The sequence below is a fragment of the Gimesia sp. genome (genome assembly GCF_040219335.1).
GTDB lineage: Bacteria > Planctomycetota > Planctomycetia > Planctomycetales > Planctomycetaceae > Gimesia.
In genome coordinates this window covers 53443-75515 of record NZ_JAVJSQ010000044.1, presented here as the reverse complement: position 1 = coordinate 75515, position 22073 = coordinate 53443, and the positions used below count along the sequence as shown (strand labels likewise).

The 22073-nt window shown below is 55.5% G+C and carries 15 protein-coding genes; 8 read left to right on the top strand and 7 right to left on the bottom strand.

Annotated elements, in window-relative coordinates; genetic code table 11:
* Window positions 1-60: 60 nt before the first annotated feature.
* The gene (locus RID21_RS30030) at window positions 61-1623 is read right to left on the bottom strand and encodes a LamG-like jellyroll fold domain-containing protein (RefSeq protein WP_350195440.1); all 1563 of its coding nucleotides are present in this window, start codon (window positions 1621-1623) and stop codon (window positions 61-63) included.
* Between the two features lie 181 nt (window positions 1624-1804).
* A complete protein-coding gene (locus RID21_RS30025; protein ID WP_350195438.1) occupies window positions 1805-3055 on the bottom strand; it encodes a hypothetical protein in 1251 nt (416 codons plus the stop codon).
* Window positions 3056-3584: 529 nt separating this feature from the next.
* Between RID21_RS30025 and RID21_RS30020 the strand changes: the two genes are divergently transcribed.
* The gene (locus tag RID21_RS30020; protein ID WP_350195436.1) at window positions 3585-6533 is read left to right on the top strand and encodes a serine/threonine-protein kinase; all 2949 of its coding nucleotides are present in this window, start codon (window positions 3585-3587) and stop codon (window positions 6531-6533) included.
* Window positions 6534-6564: 31 nt separating this feature from the next.
* Here the strand turns inward: RID21_RS30020 and RID21_RS30015 are convergent, their stop codons facing one another.
* Window positions 6565-8055 (bottom strand): hypothetical protein, encoded by a 1491-nt coding sequence (locus tag RID21_RS30015; protein WP_350195434.1) that lies wholly within the window; start codon window positions 8053-8055, stop codon window positions 6565-6567.
* A 225-nt stretch (window positions 8056-8280) separates the two neighbouring features.
* Between RID21_RS30015 and RID21_RS30010 the strand changes: the two genes are divergently transcribed.
* The 3 genes from RID21_RS30010 to RID21_RS30000 all read left to right on the top strand — a co-directional run bounded on the left by RID21_RS30010 (window position 8281) and on the right by RID21_RS30000 (window position 10896).
* A complete protein-coding gene (locus RID21_RS30010) occupies window positions 8281-9744 on the top strand; it encodes a sulfatase family protein (RefSeq protein WP_350195432.1) in 1464 nt (487 codons plus the stop codon).
* 85 nt (window positions 9745-9829) lie between these two features.
* Window positions 9830-10384: a hypothetical protein gene (locus tag RID21_RS30005; protein WP_350195430.1), complete on the top strand. Its 555-nt coding sequence runs from the start codon at window positions 9830-9832 to the stop codon at window positions 10382-10384.
* A gap of 98 nt (window positions 10385-10482) precedes the next feature.
* Complete coding sequence (locus RID21_RS30000; RefSeq protein ID WP_350195428.1) at window positions 10483-10896, top strand: DUF2721 domain-containing protein; 414 nt, start codon at window positions 10483-10485, stop codon at window positions 10894-10896.
* A 6-nt stretch (window positions 10897-10902) separates the two neighbouring features.
* Here the strand turns inward: RID21_RS30000 and RID21_RS29995 are convergent, their stop codons facing one another.
* Window positions 10903-11805 carry a hypothetical protein gene (locus RID21_RS29995; protein ID WP_350195426.1) on the bottom strand — a complete coding sequence of 301 codons (903 nt, stop codon included), beginning with the start codon at window positions 11803-11805 and terminating at the stop codon, window positions 10903-10905.
* 169 nt (window positions 11806-11974) lie between these two features.
* Here RID21_RS29995 and RID21_RS29990 point away from each other — a divergent pair, with 169 nt between their 5' ends.
* Entirely contained in the window at window positions 11975-12928 is a 954-nt protein-coding gene (locus RID21_RS29990) for an amidohydrolase family protein (protein ID WP_350195424.1), read from the top strand.
* Between the two features lie 17 nt (window positions 12929-12945).
* Window positions 12946-15900, top strand: coding sequence for a PVC-type heme-binding CxxCH protein (locus RID21_RS29985; protein WP_350195422.1), 2955 nt, complete (start codon window positions 12946-12948; stop codon window positions 15898-15900).
* Between the two features lie 36 nt (window positions 15901-15936).
* On the opposite strand, the gene RID21_RS29980 is transcribed toward RID21_RS29985, so the two are convergent.
* Together RID21_RS29980 and RID21_RS29975 are read right to left on the bottom strand one after the other, a co-directional pair.
* Entirely contained in the window at window positions 15937-17967 is a 2031-nt protein-coding gene (locus RID21_RS29980; protein ID WP_350195420.1) for a hypothetical protein, read from the bottom strand.
* 60 nt (window positions 17968-18027) lie between these two features.
* Window positions 18028-19254 carry an ATP-grasp domain-containing protein gene (locus RID21_RS29975; protein WP_145193905.1) on the bottom strand — a complete coding sequence of 409 codons (1227 nt, stop codon included), beginning with the start codon at window positions 19252-19254 and terminating at the stop codon, window positions 18028-18030.
* Between the two features lie 409 nt (window positions 19255-19663).
* Between RID21_RS29975 and RID21_RS29970 the strand changes: the two genes are divergently transcribed.
* Together RID21_RS29970 and RID21_RS29965 are read left to right on the top strand one after the other, a co-directional pair.
* On the top strand, window positions 19664-20458 hold the full coding sequence (locus RID21_RS29970; protein WP_350195418.1) for a hypothetical protein: 795 nt from the start codon (window positions 19664-19666) through the stop codon (window positions 20456-20458).
* On the top strand, window positions 20455-21690 hold the full coding sequence (locus RID21_RS29965) for a glycosyltransferase (RefSeq protein WP_350195416.1): 1236 nt from the start codon (window positions 20455-20457) through the stop codon (window positions 21688-21690). Before RID21_RS29970 ends, RID21_RS29965 begins: the two co-directional genes overlap by 4 nt.
* A gap of 24 nt (window positions 21691-21714) precedes the next feature.
* Here RID21_RS29965 and RID21_RS29960 read toward each other — a convergent pair whose 3' ends face one another.
* Entirely contained in the window at window positions 21715-22065 is a 351-nt protein-coding gene (locus tag RID21_RS29960; protein WP_350195414.1) for a DUF3147 family protein, read from the bottom strand.
* Between the last annotated feature and the right edge of the window lie 8 nt (window positions 22066-22073).

The window sequence follows — 22073 nt, the reverse complement described above, 5'->3', positions numbered from 1 at the left end:
GGCCCCCTCCCAAGACGAGGGGGCCCGTTTTATTTACGTCTTCTTAAAGGTCTGTGTGTGTTACTTCGTCGCTTTGAGACCGACCGGTTTGCCGTCGAGCTGCCATTTGGGATCGACTTCGCCCAACAGGTGCTGTAACGCAGTCGCGGTGACGTCCACCAGGTAAGCCTGCTGCGAGATTTTACCGGGCGCCACGGAGGGGCCGTGGGCTATCAGAAAGACGCGACGGATTTCCGGTACATTCAGGCCGTCGCTGTGACTGCGTTTCAAACCGCCATGATCGGTGCAGACGATGGTGAGCCAGTCCTCATGCTTGAAATTCGGTCGTGCTTGAACGGCTTTCAACAGCGAATTGACGCGACTGTCAATGTTCTCGATCGCGGTGATGTACTCGGGCACTTCAGGGCTGAAGCCGATCGCATGGCCGGTGGCGTCGGTCTGATGAAAGTAGACGAACATCGCGGTGGGATCTTCTTCCCGGAGTATGCGGACGGCGGTCTCGGCAATAGTTTTGTCCCGCTCTCCTTCCCGTGCGAGGGCATCGGTGTTGCGGGGATCGGGGGGTTGAACGTAAACGCGGACGCTGTTCTTTTCGTGCAATTCCAGATTGAGGGCGCCGGCTTTGCCGTTGTAATTGCCGAAGAGAATATTGCGTCCCTTATCGGTCGTGCGAAAGCGAGCTTCGATGGTGAAATCAGCATGCGGCAACTGTTTGAGGGATTCGGTTAATGGAATCTGCAGACCGTGGTCTTTCCCGCCATTATTGGGAAGATCGAGGACCTGTGAACCGGAGTCGGCAGCGTCTTCAAAGCGATATTCGGCAACCAGGCCCTGGCGATCGGGAGTCGCACCGCTGGCGGCTTGTGCAATCTGTTTGTCGGTTAACGACCGGTTCCAGAGTCGGATGTCGTCGAGTTGACCATGGAAGCAGGTCGGACCGGTGCGGGAATCCCGGCCGAGAAAATAGAAGTCGCCACCCAGTGTATAATCGAGGTCGACGCCGGAGAGCGAACCAATTTCTTTGCCGTCCAGATAGAGTTTCAGAGTGTCTTTGTGACGGGTTGCGAGCAGGTGATGCCATTTGCCGTCGCGGGTGTCGATGTTGAGTTTATCACCAGAGACGCGGAGGTCTGCGATCTGCTGTTTACTGCGGGGAAGCGGGAAGACCTGAGCGACATCGGCCTCTGAGAGAATGTGTTCGTGAATGGGATCCCAGGAGACGAGCGAGACAGTTTTCGCGTCGGGCCGCTGGCGTTTAAGGCGTTTGAAAAAGTGGGGGAAGAGTTCGTAGTTTTTCCCTTTGAAGCTGTTGTCATGCACGCCGTGCTTGTCGGCCCAGACGCCGGTGAGGATGCTCGACCAGCCGGGACCGCTGATGGTATCGTTCTTCTGATAACGCGTGCCCAGAATATTGGCATCGTCGGTGAAGGCACCTTCCTTAATCAGTCTGTCGAAGGTGGGGGTCTTCGCTTTCAGCAGGGCGTCGGGGCGGGTGCCGTCCATACCAATGATGAGGACATGCCTGTTGGATTGATCAGCGGGTTCTTTTGCCTGAACTGTCTGCAGGAACAGAGACGCCAGCAGGCAGCAGAGCAGACCGGCACAGAAATTTGAGCGGTTCATCACATTCACTTTCATCAGAAGACAGAGAAGGACTGACGGTCAGCGCACTGCTGTACCGCCAGAGCATTCCTCAGTATAGAGAGAGTGCGCGGCGGAATTCAATTAAGAGGAGATGAAGCTATGGTTAACCCGCCCCCTCATTGATATGGGAATTGATTCCTGCAGTAAGCAGCTGCAGACATTATTGGTCTATGGGTTTGAGCGTGACGCCGGCTCCGATTACGGCGACCCAGGGATCGGCTTTGGTTGGTTCCGTCGCGATCACCCAGATTTGTGCCTCCCCCTTTTTCAGAGCACAAGTAGTAAAGACCGGAGCTTTCTTCGGCTGGGTGCCGCTCCAGCCGGCGGCCATCAGCGCATCAACTACAGCCTTGCCCACCGCGAATGCGGAACCCGATTTGACCTGCATCCGCAGAGCGTACGGTTTTTCCTGCTGCACTTTGAGACTGTCTTTCGTCAGAACAGCGACTTCCGGTTTTTCGCCTTTACGATATGTGCCTTTGCGTCCCTCTTCTTCGTAAGCGAGAAACTCTTCTTCCGCTACCTCAGCGGCGGTCTGATGTTTAATTCGCACGCGGGTACGGCCTTCAAAATCGTGAGTGGTGATCGTAATCATCTGCTGTCCCGGTTTACGGAAGATGGTGAGCTTCTTCCATTTGATGGCAACCGGCTCGTCGGTTGTGGCCTTCCAGCCCTCGGTCGCCAGTGCCTTGCGATAAAAGTCGGTCACGGCCTGGAGAGTGGCATTTGTATCGAAGGACAACTCGGAGGTCATATCGGTGTAACGAAAATCGATGGCATCCGGAAAAGCCGGCAGAGCGAGTGAGAGCAGCGAACTGGTATAAGTAATTGCGGTTTTGCCTCCCTGACCTGGTGCACTCATGACGTTGACCATCACCAGCACCGCGTTCTGACGATAATAGGCCGTGGTACTGGCGCTGCCGTAGGGGGTCCAGCCTGCTTTCAGCATCAGAGCGCTGCACTGTTCCGCCGTCTCCTTCACAGGGGCTTCGGTTGTGTACATGATGGTTGCTGGAAACGCATAGACCTGCTTTGCTCCCTTGGGGACCGGCAGGGCAGTCAATGGAATATTGCCGTAGCGAGAAAAGGTCACGTTGACCGGATTGGTAGGAGCAGGCTGCATGACCGAGAGGTTGAGGTGAAAATCACCATGCGTGAACTCAGCGCCGGCGAACGGTCCTTCGCGACGGCTGCCTGCGACCTCTTTCCACCCCCGCCCGGTCAGTTCTTTGACATTGAAGTCGAAGATTTCTTTGAGCGGCTTTTGAACCGTGTAACTCAAAGTTGCCATTCTGCGGGGGCCCTGCATCGTGGCATCGGCAGGTAAAGGGAACGTGGCCAGGTCGAGAACCGCTTCTGCTTCAGCGGTTGTTGCCGCCTTGCCGGGGGTTTTCGCGGGCGCTGCTGTCAAGCAGTTGGCTCCGGTTATGAAGAGAGTTGAGAGCAAACCAGATACAACAACCAGACTGAGACGTAAGACTTGCATACCTTGTGTACTCCAAAGGGTGAGCCTTGATATGTAACTTTCTCAGCAGCGTTTTCAGTCGGCGTCTCAGCGAGGTCTCTTCTGGAAAACGTGGAAAGCAACTCTCTATTTTAGCAGTTGTCCTCTGAGAAACTCCAGTCCCAGATTGCCGGGAAACAGATCGCGGACTATCCAGATTGATGAGAATTTCGCGAATCGTGTGACAGAAGACTGTCAATGATTGATCGGTAACCAGGCCTGTTGATTGCTGATTTGGGGTTGTGATCACTTGTAAACATGGTCAGAATGTTAAGTTCAGGAGAATGTTCGCGATTTACGTTCTGGTTCGCCCTATTCCATTTTGTGGCATCAACTTAGATGCTGAATGGGTTGGCTGCGTCGACGCCGGAATTCCAGATATGATCAATCAGCGCTTTATTGAATACCATCAAGAATTGGATATCAGGCTGCAGATATGAGCGACCCACCTTCAGAGGCCGACGGGCAGAGTTTAAATATTGATCAGCTGGTCGCTGATTTCAAAGCTCACACCAAGCCTGGTGAACAGTTCTCCTTCGAGAAATTGCTCGAGGCACATCCCGAACATACCGCTGAACTCACACGGTATTTCCAACAGTGGAAAGAATCGGAAACTCCTACACAGTCTGACAAAGCGGAAACAGACACGTCGTCAACGGAAACCAGTGTGCCTGACAAAATCTCATTCGAAGATGCAACTGCTCACACAATGATTCAGGGGACAGGTGATTCAGAATCATCACTCACCCGGGACTTTCAACAACCCAATACGGAAGCAACCTCGGAAATCGAAATCTCCAATTCGTTCAGTCGCTATGAGATTCAGAAAGTGCTCGGCCAGGGAGCGATGGGGGCAGTCTATCTCGCTAAAGATACGCAGCTGGATCGTGATGTGGCTCTGAAGATTCCCAAGTTCGGTGACGGGAATGGTGTCGATGAGGAAGAACTGCTCGCACGCTTCTATCGCGAGGCCCGGGCAGCAGCGACGCTGCGGAGTCCCAACATCTGTCCCGTCTATGATGTCGGCGAAATCGATGGTCAGCACTACATCACCATGGCGTTCATCGAAGGCCGACCGCTGAAGGATTATACGAAGTCGAAGAAGACCCATTCCGAAAAGCAGATCATCACTACCATCCGGAAACTTGCGCTGGGACTGTCCGAGGCACACGAAATTGGTGTGATACACCGTGATTTAAAACCCGCGAATATCATGATCGATCGGAAAGGGGAACCGGTCGTCATGGACTTTGGTCTGGCGCGACGCAGTTCGAGTGATGATGTGCAGGTGACGCAAAGTGGCGCCATTATTGGTACGCCTGCCTACATGGCTCCCGAGCAGGTAGCCGGCGATCAGGCAGTAATTGATCACCAGGTCGATATCTACGCGCTGGGCGTCATCATGTATGAGCTGATTACTGGCGAGATGCCATTCAAGGGAAACCTGATGGCGCTGCTGCAGCAGATCGCACTCAACGACCCAACGAAGCCTTCCGAATTGCGCCCTGATATTGATCCGCGTCTGGAAGCCATCTGCCTGAAAATGATTGCGGGGGACCGGGAGCAGCGTTACCAGTCAATGACGGACGTCGCGAATGATCTGCAGGAAGTACTCCGCAACCCGGATGAAAGACATAAGCAGGCACAAGCTAAAAAGAAGGGCCAGAAACCGAAATCACTTCCCACCGCGAAAGATGAATCGAATCCGGCTTTGATTTCAATCGACCGTACTGAATCCTCGGTAGTCAGGTTGCGTACGAAACAGGGGAAGAAGTCATTGTCAAAGGGCAAGTCGACTGCCGCTTCAAAATCAAAATCATCCGGCCCGCCAAAGAAACTGCTGATCGCTGGCGGCATAGGCGGATTGTTACTGCTGCTGGGGATGGCTTATTTCGTTCGCGATGGCAAACAGGATGTACAGATCACGCAGGACGATCCCGGCATCACAAATCGCGTCGCTGGAAAAACGGCACTGACGGCCAAGGTTGTGAATGGTCAGCTCGATGGCTTGCTGAATGGAGCGCTGCCAAACAGTCACTCTGCGAGTGAATCTATTAAGAATCCACCCCCTGCAGCAAGCAACTCACAGCGCTACGCATTAACTTTCCCGGAGCCAACAAGTGTTGTCGAGGTGAAAGCACCGTTCAGACTCGATGAAGACTTTACACTTGAGGCGTGGGTGTCCGAGGGAGATAGCTTCCCCACAGCGAATGGGGAAGCCCCGCCTAATGAAAGCATTCTCGATTTGTCTTTTCAAATGATGCTCAATTTAGTTCATGATCAGAGACTCAACAAGTGGTCGTTCGTAACGACGACGAAACTCATCCCTGGATATGAGTATGTTATCTGCAGGGGCAGTTATACAAATAGTAATATTGCTATACGCGGTGAAAGAAACCACATTGCAGCCGTTTTTGAAAATGGTGAAGTCTGCCTTTATGTAGATGGAAAACGATTGGATAAAGTGAACTACGGCCCTGAGCGAACCCCTGCGCAGGGCACCCCCCCCGCTCTGGTCAGAGAATTGTTGATCGGAAACACTCGTATGGCAGGCATGAGTCCGTTTCGTGGCCTGATCGAAGGCGTGCGCTACTCAAAAGGAGCCCGCTACAACGAAGATTTCATGCCACCCGCGGAGTTAACCAACGACAGTACTACTGAAGCACTTTACCTTTTCCAAGAAGGTCAGGGAGATATTCTCAAAGACTACTCCGGCAACGGTCATGACGGAAATATCATCGATGCGAAGTGGGTGAAAGTTGGAAAGAGTTCAAGTCAGACAATCGACCTGTTGGCTGATCTCGTGCCAACCGCATTGAATTCCAAGAATATGACATGGCAGATGAAAGACGGAATCCTTGCCGGCAGCAGTAGTGCATCCAGGCAGAAAAAAGAATGGGTCGGTGCGATATTTCCACAGGAGATCAGCGGCGATTTTGACTTGGAACTGGAGTTGAAGCAATCGGGTTTTGCACCTTTGCAAATTGACTTACCACTGGGCGATAAGCAGGCGATCCGCCTGCATCTAGGCGGACTCGGCAGTGCACTCATGGTAATCGATGGCAAAGAAGATCGAGACGCTGCACCAGAGCACAGTAACAAGGACGCCAGGTTGAAAAGAAATGTCTGGCAGCGCTTGACGGCAAAAGTCCGCCACCACGGTGAAAACGTCAACATCGATGTTACCCTGGACGGAGACCGCGTTGGTCAATTCTCTGGACTGCGTTCGCGCATAACGTTTCCCAAATGGGTCAAACCCGATCCAGTCCATGTGAAATTCGCGGGAACCGGTACCTCCAGCACGCTTGAACTGGAATTTCGCCGGGCTATTGCCCACATCACCCCCCCTGCGGCAATGCAGATTGATCAAGCGAGCCCAAAGTAGACGCAGTCTTTCCCTCCAGCGTGTTTACTCTTCATTCAAACGTGAGCGTGACTTTGTCAATCATCGGTTTTGACTTGTTGGCGGTCGTGTCTTTCAGTTTCAGTTCGAAGCCGAAGCCATAACCGGCGGGTAAACTGGTCAGGTCGAGTTGAGCCGGTGTTTTTTTGACGTGTTTGGATAGGCCGGGCGTGTAGTCGTAGGTCTCTTTGACTTCCTGCCAGTCGGTCCAGGTATCGAGTTTGCCGTCGTTGTCGGTGTCTACGCCGACACGGGCCTGGACCTGTTCTACCCAGGGACCAGGGCTGGTAAAATCGGTTTTCTGCTGGGTGAAGAGATAGAAGCGACCTTCGGCAAAGCCGATATCGGGATCGGGGTGTCCTTCGCCGATCTTGTCGCACCAGGCGAAAGGTCCGTCGATACTGGGACTGGTGAACCAGGCGACGCTCATGTGTCCGCCGCCAGCGGGATCGTAATCGCCGAAGAGGTAGTATTGTGAACCGACGCAGATGGGGGCCCAGTCACCGTAGGCTTCCTGCTCGGGCTCGTGAACGTGGTATTTCCCGATGTTGGTGTTCCAGTCGGGGTGCTGCAGCCAGTGCGGGTGTTTGTATTCAGCGATTTTGCCGGTGTCTTTTGTGCGGTTGTCGACGGGTGGGGCGAGGAACTTCCAGTCCGTGACGCCATCTTCGCTGACCGCGTGGGCAGCCAACGGGGAGTCCCAGGAACGTTTGCTGGCGTTGATGGGGCTCCAGTCTTCGAGGATCACATGGAAGCGTCCCTGTTTGTCACGGATGAAGCCGGCGTCGGAGCCGTGTGAAGGATCTTTGACGGCCAGGCCCATGTCTTTGCCGGGTTTCCCATCGGTGAGATCTTCGTCGATGTAGACGTGCGGGTCCTGGTCGTTGGGGTAGTCGTAATAGATATAGACTTTGCCGTCTTTATACTCGGCGCTGGTCACCCAGCGGGAGAAGGCTTCGGTGACGGGGCCGTGATGCACCCAGTTGACCATGTCGCGGCTCTGCCAGGCGTGATAGCCGCCAAGCCCCTTGTTGAGTCCCCCCGGTGCATCAAACTGATGTTTCCAGGGAGTGGTCTGCAGCTTGACGTCGAACCCGTCGAGTTGAGCGGGTTCGGGTTGAAAGCCCTGCTTTTTCTTCGCGCCGCCGTAACGCCCGAAGACCCAGTAATTATCAGGGCCGATGGGCAGAAAGACGGGAGCATCCTGCAGGTTGACCGGGCCGAGGTTCGCCACGGGTTCCCAGTTCTGCCAGAGAGGAGACTGCTGGACGACCAGCGATTTCGCTTTGTGTTTCTGTTTAAAGCGTTCGACTTCACTCACGAAGGTGGCTTTGCTGTCAGTGGGAATCGCAGTGCCGTCTTTGAATTCCAGGTGCGTCTGATAGTTGGCTGCAGCTGTCCATTGCTGTTGTGTATCGATCACCCAGTCTTCAGCGACAGCAATCGTCGTGAGGGAAAGAGAGAGCAGGGAACTGAGTATGAAGCAGGTTGAATGCTGTGGCATGGTTCTGGTTTCCGATGAAGTTGCGCGAGGTTCAGAGGACTCCGGGAGTGAACGGAAGTGTGATGCACACGCTCCGTCGCTCCCTTCACAGTAGCCTGCGTGATGAGAGATTGCAATGTGCGGTTCCCGCCGGCCAGTGCTTTGTTGTTGAGCTGGTGCCAGCGTAGAGTTAGAATCGCAGGTTGAGTGATCATTAATCAACGTTGCCTTCTCGAGAGGTTTATCATGTATCGCAGCCTGCTGTGTCTGATTGTGTTACTGTTACTGATTCAGCCCGCGGCGGCGGAAGAGCGCCGTCAGCCGAACATCCTGTTTATCCTGGTGGATGACCTGGGCAAGGAGTGGATCAGCAGTTACGGGGGTGAGGGAGTCTGGACGCCGGCCATCGATCAGCTGGCGACGACCGGAATGAAGTTCAACAACGCGTGGTGTATGCCGCAGTGCACTCCGACGCGGGTGACTCTGCTGACGGGTCAGTATCCGTTTCGGCATGGCTGGACCAATCACTGGGATGTGCCCCGCTGGGGCGCGGGTGCGCATTTTGATCCGAGTTTGAATACGACATTTGCGAATGTACTCCGCGACGCCGGTTACAAAACGTGTGCCGTCGGGAAGTGGCAGATCGACGATTTTCGTGTTGAACCAAAGGCAATGGAAGAAGCGGGCTTTGATGACTGGTGCATGTGGACGGGCTATGAAGCAGATAACCCGCCGAGTGCCGAGCGGTACTGGAATCCCTATATCAATATCAAGGGGAAAGGGAGCAAGACCTTTCAAGGTGAATTCGGTCCCGATATTTTCTGTAACTACCTCGCGGACTTCATTCAGAAACACAAAGACGAGCCGATGCTGCTCTATTATCCGATGGTACTGACACACAGTCCGCTGACGACGACGCCCGACAATAAACAGGACTTCGAAAACGACAACGACCTGGATCAAAGTGAGCGAAAACAACGGATGTTCGCCGGCATGGTGCGTTACACCAACAAGCTGGTCGGACGACTGCTCATCGCCCTGGACGCTGCGGGGGTGCGTGAGAATACGATTATCGTCTTTACCACCGACAACGGTACCGGCGGCCAGAGCAACAAACGCAATGGTCGCATGGTGCGGGGTGGTAAGACGAAGATGACCGAGCAGAATGGCACGGCGATGCCGTTCATCGTCAACTGCCTGGGTACGGTGCCCGCGGGTGTGGAGACGGACGCCCTGATCGACTTCACCGATATTCTGCCCACGTTTGCCGAACTGGCGGGAGCCAGGCTGCCGGCGGATCGCGTGGTAGATGGGAAATCGTTCGCACCGCTGATTCTGGGTGAGACGCAAACAGGGCCGCGGGAATGGATTCTCTCAATGGGTGGCGGGCCGGCGGCGCTGCGTGACGGACGCGTTCAGCCCGCACTGGATTACGACGACCGCGTGATTCGCGACAAAGACTATAAGCTGTGGATCAATGCGAAGGGGAAACCGGTCAAGCTGTATCAGATCAGCGGCGACGCGTGGGAAGAGAAGAACCTGATCGACTCTGATAACCCAGAAGACCAGGCTGCCCTGAAACGGCTGACGGCGATCGCAGACCAGTTCCCGGAAAAAGATGCTGCTCCGCGGTACGAAAAGAATCCGCCACAGAAGTGGGATCAGAAACCGGGAATTCCGGGCGGGGGTATAAAGAAAGCGAAGCGGTAATAACGAGTCTTTCATGAACCACGAAAGGCACGCAAATAATTTGCAGGTATTCGAAATCGTCTCTTTATAAGCGGCAAGGATGAACATGGAAGTTTTGGATGACACGGAGGTGACGTTACTCAGGGAGGATCAGCTCAGCCTGGGAATTGTGCTGGTACAGCTCATGAAATCGATGGGTGTGTCGCTTTATCTCACCTGCTGGATGAGCTTAAGGTTGCTTGGTTCATTCTTTGGGCTGGTCGCGCTGGGTCTGTTAATTGCGGGCCTCGTCGCGGGCTTCATCCCGTTACCCGGGAATCTGGGAGAGGCCTGGAAAGTGCTGCGATTTGTGCTGATAGTGATTGGCGGCAGTACCTTGTTACTCACGCTGCTCAGCCTGTTTGCGATTCTGGTTGTTCCGCCCGTGGCGTTTGAAAAGGAGCGGGTGCTCAACGGCAGTAGTTCGATCGATGTGAAACAGATCACCGGGCTGAGGATTTCTGAGTCAGCGATGTCGCGAATTTTGACTCTCTGTTATGAACAGGAGGGCCACACCACGGAACTGCCGCTGCACCTTGTCCGGAATGCAGCGACACAACAGAAACTGGACTCGATACAGGCGTGGTGTGCTGTACGGGAGATCGGTGTCGAGGTGGAGTAAGTGGGCAAACAGCTTTAATCATGTATGATTTGAAGAAACCAAGAAAGGCACGATATTTATTTGTGTCGCGTCTAAACTGACCAGAGAAAGATACCACCATGACGAGTACGGAATTCTGGTTAACGCCGCTGATCCTGTTGCCGGGGGTGGCGTTGCTGATTGGTTCGACTTCGGCCCGCTTTGGTCAGATTCATACCGAGTTTCACCACCTGCTGGATCACCCCGATGCAGGGGCGCAGATCCTGTCACGCAACCTGCAGCAGCGGGCGCGGCTGTTCCGCGACGCACTGGCGAGCCTGTATGTCAGCGTGGGACTGTTTTCGCTGGGAAGTCTGCTGGGGGGTGTTGTGAATCTCTGGCGGCCGCAGTCGCTCTGGTTTGTGGGCGGACTGATTATCGTCGGCATCGGCTGCGTGGTGTTCGCCTCGGTGCAGCTGGTGCGTGAATCGCTGTTGAGTCTGAATGTGATCGACGAACACTTTGAACGGATCGAGCGGGATTCTGAGCGGTAACGAACCTCACTTCTCCGCAGGAAACTGTTTCATCAATTCTGCGGCCGCTTTCTGTGTGGCTTTCCAGTCGCCGGTTTCCTGGGGGATGGCTTTGACGATGACGGTGAAGTCGAGCTTTTCTCCCTTTTTGAAGGCCTGGCCGTCGTTGTGGCGGAGGTAGTATTTGTGGTAGCGGTCGAGGTCCCAGATCATGCTGGCGCTTTTGTTACCGGTGATGATGCGGGGAGTGTAACAGAGCACGCTGAGCTGTTCGGCCGGATTGAACTGGGCGACCCAGGATGTGTCCAGACTGACGGCCATTTTCTTTGAGTGCGAGAGCGGGCCGGTTTCGATGGTGCCGTCGGGGAGTCGTGCCATCCATTTCGTGGAAGTCGGCGGGAAGCAGTGCATGAAGTAATAGAGCAGGTCGAGCTCGCAGTCTGCGAGGGCTTCCAGCTGTGTGCGTTCGAAGACTTCGGAATTGGTGATCGTGGTTTCGGCGCGGACTTTGAACTTCCAGATCGTGGATTCCTTGATGAACTCAATTCGCTGGCCTTTGATCGTCTCGCCGGTCTTCGTGATGGGGACTGCTTTGCCGTCGACAATGAGCTGTACCTTATGAACGACCTCGCGGCCCCCTTCTTTGTGGCCGGTGCCCCACCACTGTTGTCCCTTGGGACGCATGACAGTGCCGTACTGCCCGTTGTTGAGACCGAACTCGTGCCCTTTATAAAACATCTTATCGATGGTCCAGCCACTGGCGGCGTCCATGGGGATGGTGTAGTTGTCTGTCTCGAGAGTGAGGAAGCCGGTTTCGGGAACGCCGGGATCGTAGAGTCGTTCCGGGCTCTGATCGGCGGCCTGTAACGGGCTGACAGAGAGGAACAGAAGGGAGAGACAGCAGGCGAGCAACGGTCGGGCGAGGGTCATTTCAAACTCTTTTCAACAGGCGGTTGACAGGTGTTTCGCCCGTGAATGTACCGGCGAAAATTCAGATTCATGCGTGATAACTTAACGTTGTTTATGATATATTGAAAGTGAATCATAACAGAACGATTTTATTCCAGCGCTGCATTAATTTGAATGAAACGAGGTAGATATGTGGAACCCGACCATTTCGCGACGTGGTTTTCTGTATGCAACGGGCGCGGCCTGCTGTAGTGCGTTGTTGCCTGTGAGTGCAGCTGCCGATCCGGCGCAACAGGCGAAGAAATATAAGAAGCTGGACTGCCACCTGCATATCAACCACAAGGGACGCACAATTGAAGATACGATCAAGCATATGGATAACACCGGAACCGATAAGGCGTTCATCCTGCCTTTAGAGACGGGAGAAGGGGGCGTGACGCTAAGGACCGAAACTGTGCTGCATGCGTTTCATCAGTACCCGGAGCGTCTGATTCCTTTCTGCCAGACCGACATTCGTCAGCCCGATGTGATCGAGCGAATTCGGGCTTACCACCTGCTGGGGTGCCGGGGAATCGGCGAACAGAAAGAACATCTGCCTTTGAATGACAAACGGGTGGAGGCGGTCATCGCGGAGTGCGACGAACTCAACTGGCCGATCACAATTCATTTCCAGGATGATAAAAAAGGATTCAACCAGGGGATCGAACAATACCTGGAACCGTATCTGAAGAAATACCAGCGGGTGCGGATCATCGGACATGCCCAGTCCTTCTGGTCACATATCAGTGCCGATGTTCCGTCGCCGGATAAGACGCTCTATCCGCGGGGACCGGTCAAGCCGGGTGGACTGCTGGATCATCTGCTGAGCAATTATCCGAACCTGTATGCGGACATGTCCGCCGGCAGCGGGTTTAATGCGCTGTCGCGGGATGAAGACTTCACCGCCGGTTTCCTGGAACGGCATCCGAAACAGATGCTGTTCGGCAGTGACTGCCCCTGTAGTGACGGTCAAGGTGGCGAGTTCAATGGTGTCTGTTACAGCACGCGGCTGCAGGAGTTCCTCGTGCGGATGGTGAAAGATGAAGCCACGTTGCAGGACATCTTCTACAACAACGCCGAACGCGCCTTGAACGGGAATGCGTGAGTGGGAAGGGAAAGCTGATGCGAAGTTTATGCCTGTCATTGCTGACGGGAGTGATGCTGTTACAGACTGCGATGGCGGATGAGAAAAAGGCGGACGCGCTGTCATCGTTTCAGGTCAAGCCGGGATTTCGTGTCGAACTGGTGGCGGCGGAGCCCTTGCTGCGGGATCCGGTGGCGCTGGCCTTCGATGAAAACGGTCGGATGTTCGTGGTGGAGTATCCCGAATACAACCAGCAGTTCGCGAAAGACAAACAGCCGGTAACGGGCAGCGTGCGGATGCTGGAAGATACCGACGGAGACGGGCAGTATGACAAAAGCACGGTGTTCGTCTCGGACCTGGCGGCGCCGTCTGCGGTTGCCTGTTACGATGGGGGGCTGTTCGTGGCAGCCGCCCCCGACCTGCTGTTCTGTAAGGATACGGACGGGGACGGAACAGCCGATACGCGGGAGGTGGTCTTCACCGGCTTTCGTCGTCTGGAGAACCGGACCGATCCGTCATTGAACACGCTGCTCTGGGGACTCGACAATCGCTTCCATGCCTGCACCAGTTATTCCGGGGCGGAAGTCCGAGCGGTGAAACATCCAGGTGAGAAGGCCCGCTCGATTAGAAATCGCGGGTTTCTGTTTGATCCGCGCACACAGCGGTTCGACCTCTCCAGTGGGGGCGGCCAGCATGGACTGGCGATGGACGACTGGGGGCAGGAGTTTCTCTGCTCGAACAGTTCTCCGGTCAAGATGCTGATGTACGATGATCGTTACCTGGCGCGGAATCCCTATCTCAAGGCGCCGGCTCCCGCGGTGGAAATCACCGAAGGGGGGAAGCATACGCAGCTGTTTCGCATCAGCCCGGAGGAATACTGGCGGCAGGAGCGGACCCGCCTGCGAAACGAGGGCAAATTCCGGGGAAGCAATGAAGGGGGCAAATCGTCCGGCTTCTTTACCGCGGCGACCGGCGTGACGATTTACCGGGGCGATGCCTGGCCGGCCGAGTACCGGGGAAGCGTGTTTGTGGGTGAGCCTGCGAACAACCTCGTGTTTCGGGGAAAACTGGAGCCGGACGGCGTGGGGCTGGTGGCCCGACGGGCGGATGCAGGTCGTGAATTTCTGGCCTCCACGGATACGCGGTTCCGACCGGTGCAGTTCGCTAACGGGCCGGATGGTAATCTGTATGTGATCGACATGAACCGCGACCTGATAGAAGGGGCGATGTTCCTGCCGCCCGAGTTACTCAAAAAAGTGAATGTCAGCGGCGGTGATCAGCGGGGACGGATCTATCGGATCGTGCGGGATAACTTTGAACATTCGTCGTTACCGCAATTGGGCAAGGCGACGACGGCGGAACTGGTGCGACTGCTGGCCCATCGGAATGGCTGGCACCGCGATACCGCGGCCCGGCTGATCTACGAACGACAGGACCAGGCGGCGGTCCCCCTGTTGAAACAGCTGGCAGTTGAGTCCGATTATCCTGTGGCCCGGATGACGGCACTGTATACACTTGAGGGACTTGAGGCACTGGACGAAGCGAGTCTGCTGCGGGCACTGAAAGATGATGTGCCTGAGGTGCGGGTACATGCACTCCGGCTGGCTGAGCAGCGAGTACAGGAATCAAAAGCCATCCGCGATCAACTGCTGGCGATGGGTGAGGCCCCTGCCCTCAAGGTTCGCTATCAGTTGGCGTTTTCGCTGGGAGAACTGAAATCAACGACGGAGCGAAACGCGGTGTTAGCGTCGCTGGCGATGCGGGATGGTCAGGACCAGTGGATGGAGCTGGCGATCTTGAGCTCATTGGCAGAGGGGGCAGCGACCGTGTTTCAGCGGTTGGCTGGTGAGGACACTTATCGTCAATCCAAGATGGGCACACGGATGCTGACCGCACTGGCGCGACAGACAGGGGCTGCCGGGAGTCCGCAGGAAACAGAGGTCGTGCTCAACAGTCTGCTGCAGTGGAGCGTTGCTCAAGAGCAACAGGCAGCGGTGCTGCTGACGTTACTGGCAGCACAGCCGGAAAAGACGCGCCGGACGTTTCTGAATCGTCACCAGGCTTCACTGAAACCGATTATGGGACGAGTACTGGAGGAGGCCCGGGAAGCGGCACTCGACACGCGGCTGCCAGTCAAGCAGCGGCTGACGGCCATCGAGCGGCTGGGGTTCGCTCCCTACGCGGAAGTGCGGGATGTGTTCAGCGAGTTACTCGAACCTCAGCAGGTAAACCCGGTGCAGGTCGCTGCGATTGTTCAACTGGGACAGTTTCCGGATCAGGAGATCGCTGCGTTGCTCATCAACGGCTGGCCGAAGATGACACCGGACTTAAGGACCAAAGCCGCCGAGACGCTACTGACGCGTGCTGCCTGGAGCGGGGCTCTGATCGATGCGATTGAAGCCGGAAGCATTGGTCGCGGGGACCTGAGCCCGGCACGGGTGGACCTGCTGAAACAGCATCCGGACAAACGGCTGGCCGATCGGGTCAAGCAACTGTATGCAGATCGTTCGCTGGCACGACGGGACGAGGTGGTTCAGCAATACCAGTCCGCTCTGAAAACGAACGGTAATGACGCCTCGGGTAAGGCGGTGTTTAAAAAGGTCTGTTCGGCCTGCCATCGTCTGGAAGGTGTGGGGACTGCGGTGGGTGCGGATCTGAAGGCGATTCGCGATCGTGGAAAGGCGGGTGTGCTGCTGCATATCCTGGATCCGAACCGCGAAGTGAAGCCGCAGTACATGAGTTATACGCTGGTGCTGGAGAGCGGTCAGGTGCTGTCGGGAATGATTGCCAACGAAAGCGTGAACAGCATCACGGTCCGCAAACCGGACGGTACGAGTACAGCGGTGCTGCGGATCAACATCGAAGAGATCCGCAGTTCGGGACTCTCCTTCATGCCCGAAGGTCTGGAGAAACAGATCGACCAGCGTGCGATGGCCGACCTGCTGGCGTACCTGATGAGTCTGCAGGCCAATGCTGCGGAAGCGAGTAATTAAAGTCGCCTGGCGACTGTTCCCCCACCAGCAATTCGCCTATTTCGGATAGGTGGAAGGGAGCTGTGCGGGGGGTGTGGCGATCAGGTCATCCAGAGCGGGAATTTTCTGTGCAGCCCAGCTTTCTTTGCCAAGCTGCATCACGGTTTGCACCTGTTCTGCGGGAATCCGCGTCTGATCGCCGACTTCCAGCGGGTCATAATGAAACAGGTAGAGACGCGATGCGAATTCTGCGATCGGCAAGGAAGATTCGCCGTAGACTTCGCCGGCTCCATTGGTCGAAACGACGACACCGTTCCCCAGATCCTGACCGCTGTCGTTGTTGGGATTGAAAAAGTAAACACGGGTTTCGCCGGTCTGATCGATGGCAACCCGTAAAATCGTGATCGCATGCCAGCCGACAAAGCGGGCCAGCGAATCGGTCACTGCGAGTCCAACGGGTTGCGGATGAATGACTGGATTGCCGCCATTGTAAACGGGGTGATAACAGGCGTAGAACAGGCGAATAAAGGTTTCATACTCGTGCAGTTTGCCGTGCGCGACATCGACGGCGATAGCAAACCCGCCGCCCACCTGCCAGCCATGAAACTCCGGATTGACGTGCAGATGCGGATCCTCGCCTGCCTTGTGTGCCAGTCGACACATCTCTGCATAGACGCGATCGAGGTGGGGCACCAGGACCATTGATACGGGATCGAGATCGCTGCCGACAACACCGGCGCCGCCAGCGGGGAGAAACGCCGATGAGATGCGTTGCCCGCGAAAGGTCATGAGCACGCCGTCATCGCGTCCAGCCCAGGCGAGGAGTTGCAGCAGGTAGTCGGGATCGGAATAGGCCCACCAGGAGAGGGCGCGGGCTGACTGACAGGTCGGGTTGTCTCCCTGGCCTATCCCCAGTGGTTGTCCGAGCATGCTCAGCAGTCCTGCGAGCAGATAGACGTCCGGCGGTTGTTCGCTGCCACAGGAGGCGATCAGGCGATTCTGCGTCTCAAGCGTCAGTGGAAGAGTGAGTTGTCGCCAGAGGGACGAAGCGACCCCGGGGAAATGCAGGACAGCACGTTCCAGCATGCCCGAGAGGCCGAGTATCGATTGACTGGTTTCGGGATGAACGGCTTTATCGATGATGGCGTGAACCAGTTCGCGGTAGGTCAACAGGCCATCGACACCGGTGCTGCTCAGTCCGAGGGCCGTCACCAGCAACTCCGGATTTTCCTTGACCAGGTAACGAACCAGAACCGCGTGATAGGGGGATACGAGCCCGGTGTCGTACATGGAGCGGGCACAGGCGCCGGCTTCTTCTCCCAGTGCCTGACTGTCGAGCGTGGTGAGCCGCTCCGCATAGACCGACGTTCCCGGATCTCCCAGCGAATTGGGACTCGGACTGAACAGGGAACTGATGAGTCGCTCGGCCCCGGCGGGAATCATGATGTTTTCGTGTTGCGGATCGTAACAGTAGACGGCCAGCTTCGTGATCATCAGTTTGACAGGTTCGATACGAATCGGGCGCTGCCGCAATAATCGCCAGATTTCTTCGACGAGCTGCTCGAGCAGATTATCGTATCCGATGTTCTCAGCCACATACCGCAGAACATTGCGAGGCAGTTGAAAGGCAGCTGCGTTGATGCGAGCCGCTTCGGTCTGATGATGATCGAAGACATACTCCAGGGTCAGGGCAAGCAGTTCTTTGAGGAAATGACTGGCCTGCTCGGCAGAGAACCCGGGACGGGAGACCTTTCGTTCGGAGAGCGCCAGGATTCGCAACTGACTGAGACATTCGAGGGTCACTGTCCAGCGATCCGCTTCTGCCAGCGTGCGCGGTACGAGGCCCGGCTGCAGGCGCGAGGGGAATGCCCAGTCGCTGCCCTCAAACACACCGGCGGCATCAAAACGCTCCGCAGACTGGTAGACCGCTTCGACGCCTCCTGGTTTCCTCAGGAGGCGCTCTGCCGTATCCAGCAGTCTGCTGCGATGATTCTTTTTGGCAAACAGCGGTGCCTGTTCGAGTCGTTCCAGGGCGGCTGAAAACCGCTCCAGAGCCGGTGTCAGTTCGTCGGTATTGATATTCGTCATAAGTCAGTTTTCGCCAGGGTATGGTTTCCACATCGTGAAATTACCTGGTGAGAGGCGAAGTTATACGTAAAAGTCCAGCTCTTCCTGATGTTCCAGAAGCTCCTTCAATTGAACAGGATCTTCTCCGAAAAAGAATAAGAGCCCCCAGTGCGTGCCGAATGCGGATCGTTTGGAGACCTTGGATTCAAGCGGTTCGGGGAGTTCATGAAATTCAAAATACTCGTGATCCAGTATTTCGTCCGGAATTTCCAGCCGATTGACGACCCAGCGCCGCGGATAAACGGCGAAACAGCCCGCGTGTCCCTTGGCTTTCTGCACGTCCTCGGAAAAGAATTCCTGGATTTCCTCTTCCGTGGTTTTGGGATCGAAGACCAGCATCGAGGCCTGATAGGGATTAAAGCCGTACGCCCGTTCGATGAGCTCAAAGGCTTTGAAGCCCGGCGGACGATAGGCGACTTCGCCGAAATACATGGTTCCGTCACTGGTGAGAAAGTATTCCGGGTGAATCTGGCCGAACTGGATATCGAACGTGTGAATCAGTTTTTCGACTTCTTCGATGATGCGGGGTCGCCACTTTTCCAGCTCGGGAGAGGGGGGCACGAAGACGGAGTAGCCCAGGCGGACATATTCCGAGATGTTGAGAAAGCGGATTTTCCCATCGTGGATCCAGGCCTCGACGGCAAACTCGTGTCCGTCGAGATGACTTTCCATCAGCAGGGGAAATTCCTCGTCAGGAATCCGATAGACTTCCTCCGGCGTGCTGATCATACGATGGCCCAGGCAGCCTGCTTTATCGAAGGCTTTCACGTGGATCGGGTCATCCGGGTCGCCGTCGAGTTTGAGCAGCGTCTGGTTGACCCGGCGGATGAAGCGAATCACGTCGTCACGATCGTGGGCTTCTTCGAAGATCCCGACGCGAATCCCGCCGAGTTGGGCCCGGCGTTTCATGAGAGCTTTATCACGAAACAGAACCGCCTGGCCGTGGAGTCGTGGGTTCTGACGCAGTACGGAGTTGATGGCGCCTGCCCATTCTACAGTCTCTTCGAACAGGGGTATCGCGATGTCGACCCCTTTCTCCTGCAACTGTTCAGCGATTTCCAGCGAACGTTCATTGAGACGTTCAAAGTTCCAGGGAAGATAGGGAATGCCGTGCTCGCGGGCGTAGTCTTCGGCCCACTCGGGGGCGATGACGATGTAACGCCGGTCAAAATTCTCTGCGGCTTCAATGGCGCCTAAAGACCAGCCTAGTAATGCGATATAACCTTTATCAGGATTTTTTTCAGCCATCATAAACTTTCGTTGAGGTTCTCATTGCAAGTTTATTGCCGGCCACGCTGCGTGATGACAACGAATGATACGATCAGAATGGTGTTGGATTGCTGAAAGGGACCGACTCACAAATTTTTTTCGCTTCTTGATTCTCTCTTCTCACCTTAACGGCTGGGGACTTTAATTCCAAGGGCACTCTTTCGCAGTCTCATTCTTATGCGGAATCAGACAGAGATCGGGAACATTTAAGTGCAAATGTACCGGCGGGAACAAGGGTTTTAAGTTCACTAGACGCTTCAAGAATGGGAGTGCTATAATTCCTAACCCACAGGGCCAGGAGCACTTTTGTAACGTTCCAGACAACTTGCCGATCATTCCTCTCGGAACTGAGTGATCTACTACTACGATCATCTATACTACTGTGACCATGCGCCCGAATTCTATTACTCCCTCTACCGCTCTGATTCTGAGCCATCCCGGTCATGAACTGCGCGTACTCGGCTGGCTGAAGACAGTTCGACCGCTCGTATTGATTCTGACCGATGGTTCCGGTCATACGACTCAGCCACGGATCGAACTTTCCTGCCAGCTGATCGAAGGGGCCGGCGGCCGCCTGGGAGCATTGTGCGGCAACTTTACCGACCAGCAGTTTTACCAGGCGATACTCGATCAGGATCTCAGTTTCTTTACGCAACTGCGAACTCAGATTTGCGATATACTCGCAGAACAACAGATCAATCTGGTGGTGGGCGACTCGATCGAGGGCTATAATCCTTCACACGATCTGTGTCGCAGCCTGATTGACAGTGCAGTACATGATCTGCAGCAGATATCCGGTCGAACAGTGCAGAACTATGAATTCCCGCTCGTGGATTCTCCCAGTGCCTGGTCGGATCGGGAGGGAGCCTGGTGCCATGCACTCACTCAGACCGAACAGGAATGGAAGCGGGCCCAGATTCGAGATTACGCCCGGAAAGTGGGAGGTACCCTGCTGGAAGAGGTCGAAGAGATGCTCGCACGATTCGGGAACGGGATCCTGGGGGAGGAATGGTTTTCGCCATCCATCTCGGGTCAGGAATTGAATCATTTTGAGGAGACACCTCCGTTCTATGAGCGGCACGGGGCCCGTCAGGTCTCAGCGGGCTACTATCAACGCGCGATCGAGTTTCGTCAGCATATGCTTCCCCTGATCTCCGCACTGGGGAGGGACGACCGCGCATGACGTCCCCCCTGCGGATCCTGTTGACGAATAATACGCTCGCGTTGCGAGCCGGTTCGGAACTGTTTCTGTCCGACGTGGCGCAGGGACTGTTGCGACGCGGGCATCTGCCGGTGGCGTATTCCACGACACTGGGAGACCTGGGAGAAGAGTTACAGTCGAAGACGATCCCCGTGATCGATGATCTGAACGCACTGCAGGAGCCGCCCGATGTGATTCACGCGCAGCATCATCTGGAAGCGATGTCGGCGATGCTGCATTTTCCTGATACGCCTGTCGTGTATTACTGTCATGGCTGGCTTCCCTGGCAGGAACGTCCGGTCGTGTTTCCGAATATTTTCAAGTATGTCGCCGTCGATGATTTGTGTCGCGAGCGTTTGTTGACGACGCCGGGCATTGCATCTGAGCAGATCAGAACTTTGTATAACTTCGTCGATCTGAAACGTTATCAGCCGCGAGCGCCACTGCCGGAACAACCGCAGTCTGCGCTCATCTTCAGTAACCAGGCGTCGGATCAGAACTATGCGGGGCTGATTCGTGCGGCCTGTCGTGCGAGGGGCATCGAGCGGGTGGATCTCATTGGACAGAGCTCGGGGAATGTGCAGTCCCGACCCGAAGAGTTGCTGCCTCAATACGACGTTGTGTTCGCGAAAGCCCGTTGTGCGCTCGAAGCGATGGCCGTGGGTTGTGCTGTGGTCGTCACCGAACATTACGGGGTTGGAGGGCTGGTGACCTCACAAAACATGCAGCAGCTCCGCCGATTGAATTTTGGGGTGAGGACGATGCAGGCGGCTCCCTTAGCGGAAGCCCGTCTTGTGGATGCCCTATCCGGATATAACGCGGCGGATGCATCAAAAGTCTCAGAGTGGATTCGCCAGGAGGCTGACCTGGAGCAGTACCTGGATCAGCTGGAGTTGCTCTATCACGGTGCTGTGCAGCAGAGACAGGGAGAGATTGTTTCTCCTGACAGCAAATTCAGAGCAGCGGCGAATTACCTGCAGGAACTGGCTCCGCTGGTGAAACGACAGGCAGAAGTCGAACAGCGGGCCGCCGGGTTTGAGCAACGCGCTCAACTGCTGGAACAGCAGCTTCAACAGTTGCAGTCCCAGTTGCAGGAACGGCAGACAGAACAAGAACAGACCGCACACGAATACGCGGAATTTCGCGGCTCGATTGCCGGTCGGCTGGCGTTGAAACTGCAGCAGATGAGACTCTGGCTGACCAGACCTCGCTGAAGCGGCATCTGGTGAGAAACAGATCTAGGCTTGAATGCCCAGTTTCTTCAGACAGACGACCATCGCCAGGTAGAAGCCGATCATTGCGACCGTTGAGATTCCGAAGCTGGCACCAAAGCCCATTCCTTTTTTCAGCAACCAGGGCAAAAGCAGGAAGAAGGAGAGTGAAGGCAGGACCAGCCAGAAGATACTGCTTGACAGTTCCGATACTTTGGCAGTGCTTCCCGTGTCAATATAGAGCCAGATCAAGCCGAGGTAAGACACCAGAGGTAACGAAGCCAGCACACCACCTAAGAGTGAGCTGCGTTTGGAAATTTCTGAAACGGCAACCACCAGAACTGCCGTCACTGCGACTTTCAGGAGATAATACCACATGTGTCTGT

Excerpts from the sequence above, each read along its gene's own strand:
- RID21_RS30030 (WP_350195440.1), bottom strand. The coding sequence starts at position 1,623 with ATGAACCGCTCAAATTTCTGTGCCGGTCTGCTCTGCTGCCTGCTGGCG.
- RID21_RS30020 (WP_350195436.1), top strand. The coding sequence starts at position 3,585 with ATGAGCGACCCACCTTCAGAGGCCGACGGGCAGAGTTTAAATATTGAT.
- RID21_RS30015 (WP_350195434.1), bottom strand. The coding sequence starts at position 8,055 with ATGCCACAGCATTCAACCTGCTTCATACTCAGTTCCCTGCTCTCTCTT.
- RID21_RS30010 (WP_350195432.1), top strand. The coding sequence starts at position 8,281 with ATGTATCGCAGCCTGCTGTGTCTGATTGTGTTACTGTTACTGATTCAG.
- RID21_RS30005 (WP_350195430.1), top strand. The coding sequence starts at position 9,830 with ATGGAAGTTTTGGATGACACGGAGGTGACGTTACTCAGGGAGGATCAG.
- RID21_RS30000 (WP_350195428.1), top strand. The coding sequence starts at position 10,483 with ATGACGAGTACGGAATTCTGGTTAACGCCGCTGATCCTGTTGCCGGGG.
- RID21_RS29995 (WP_350195426.1), bottom strand. The coding sequence starts at position 11,805 with ATGACCCTCGCCCGACCGTTGCTCGCCTGCTGTCTCTCCCTTCTGTTC.
- RID21_RS29990 (WP_350195424.1), top strand. The coding sequence starts at position 11,975 with ATGTGGAACCCGACCATTTCGCGACGTGGTTTTCTGTATGCAACGGGC.
- RID21_RS29985 (WP_350195422.1), top strand. The coding sequence starts at position 12,946 with ATGCGAAGTTTATGCCTGTCATTGCTGACGGGAGTGATGCTGTTACAG.
- RID21_RS29980 (WP_350195420.1), bottom strand. The coding sequence starts at position 17,967 with ATGACGAATATCAATACCGACGAACTGACACCGGCTCTGGAGCGGTTT.
- RID21_RS29975 (WP_145193905.1), bottom strand. The coding sequence starts at position 19,254 with ATGGCTGAAAAAAATCCTGATAAAGGTTATATCGCATTACTAGGCTGG.
- RID21_RS29970 (WP_350195418.1), top strand. The coding sequence starts at position 19,664 with ATGCGCCCGAATTCTATTACTCCCTCTACCGCTCTGATTCTGAGCCAT.
- RID21_RS29965 (WP_350195416.1), top strand. The coding sequence starts at position 20,455 with ATGACGTCCCCCCTGCGGATCCTGTTGACGAATAATACGCTCGCGTTG.
- RID21_RS29960 (WP_350195414.1), bottom strand. The coding sequence starts at position 22,065 with ATGTGGTATTATCTCCTGAAAGTCGCAGTGACGGCAGTTCTGGTGGTT.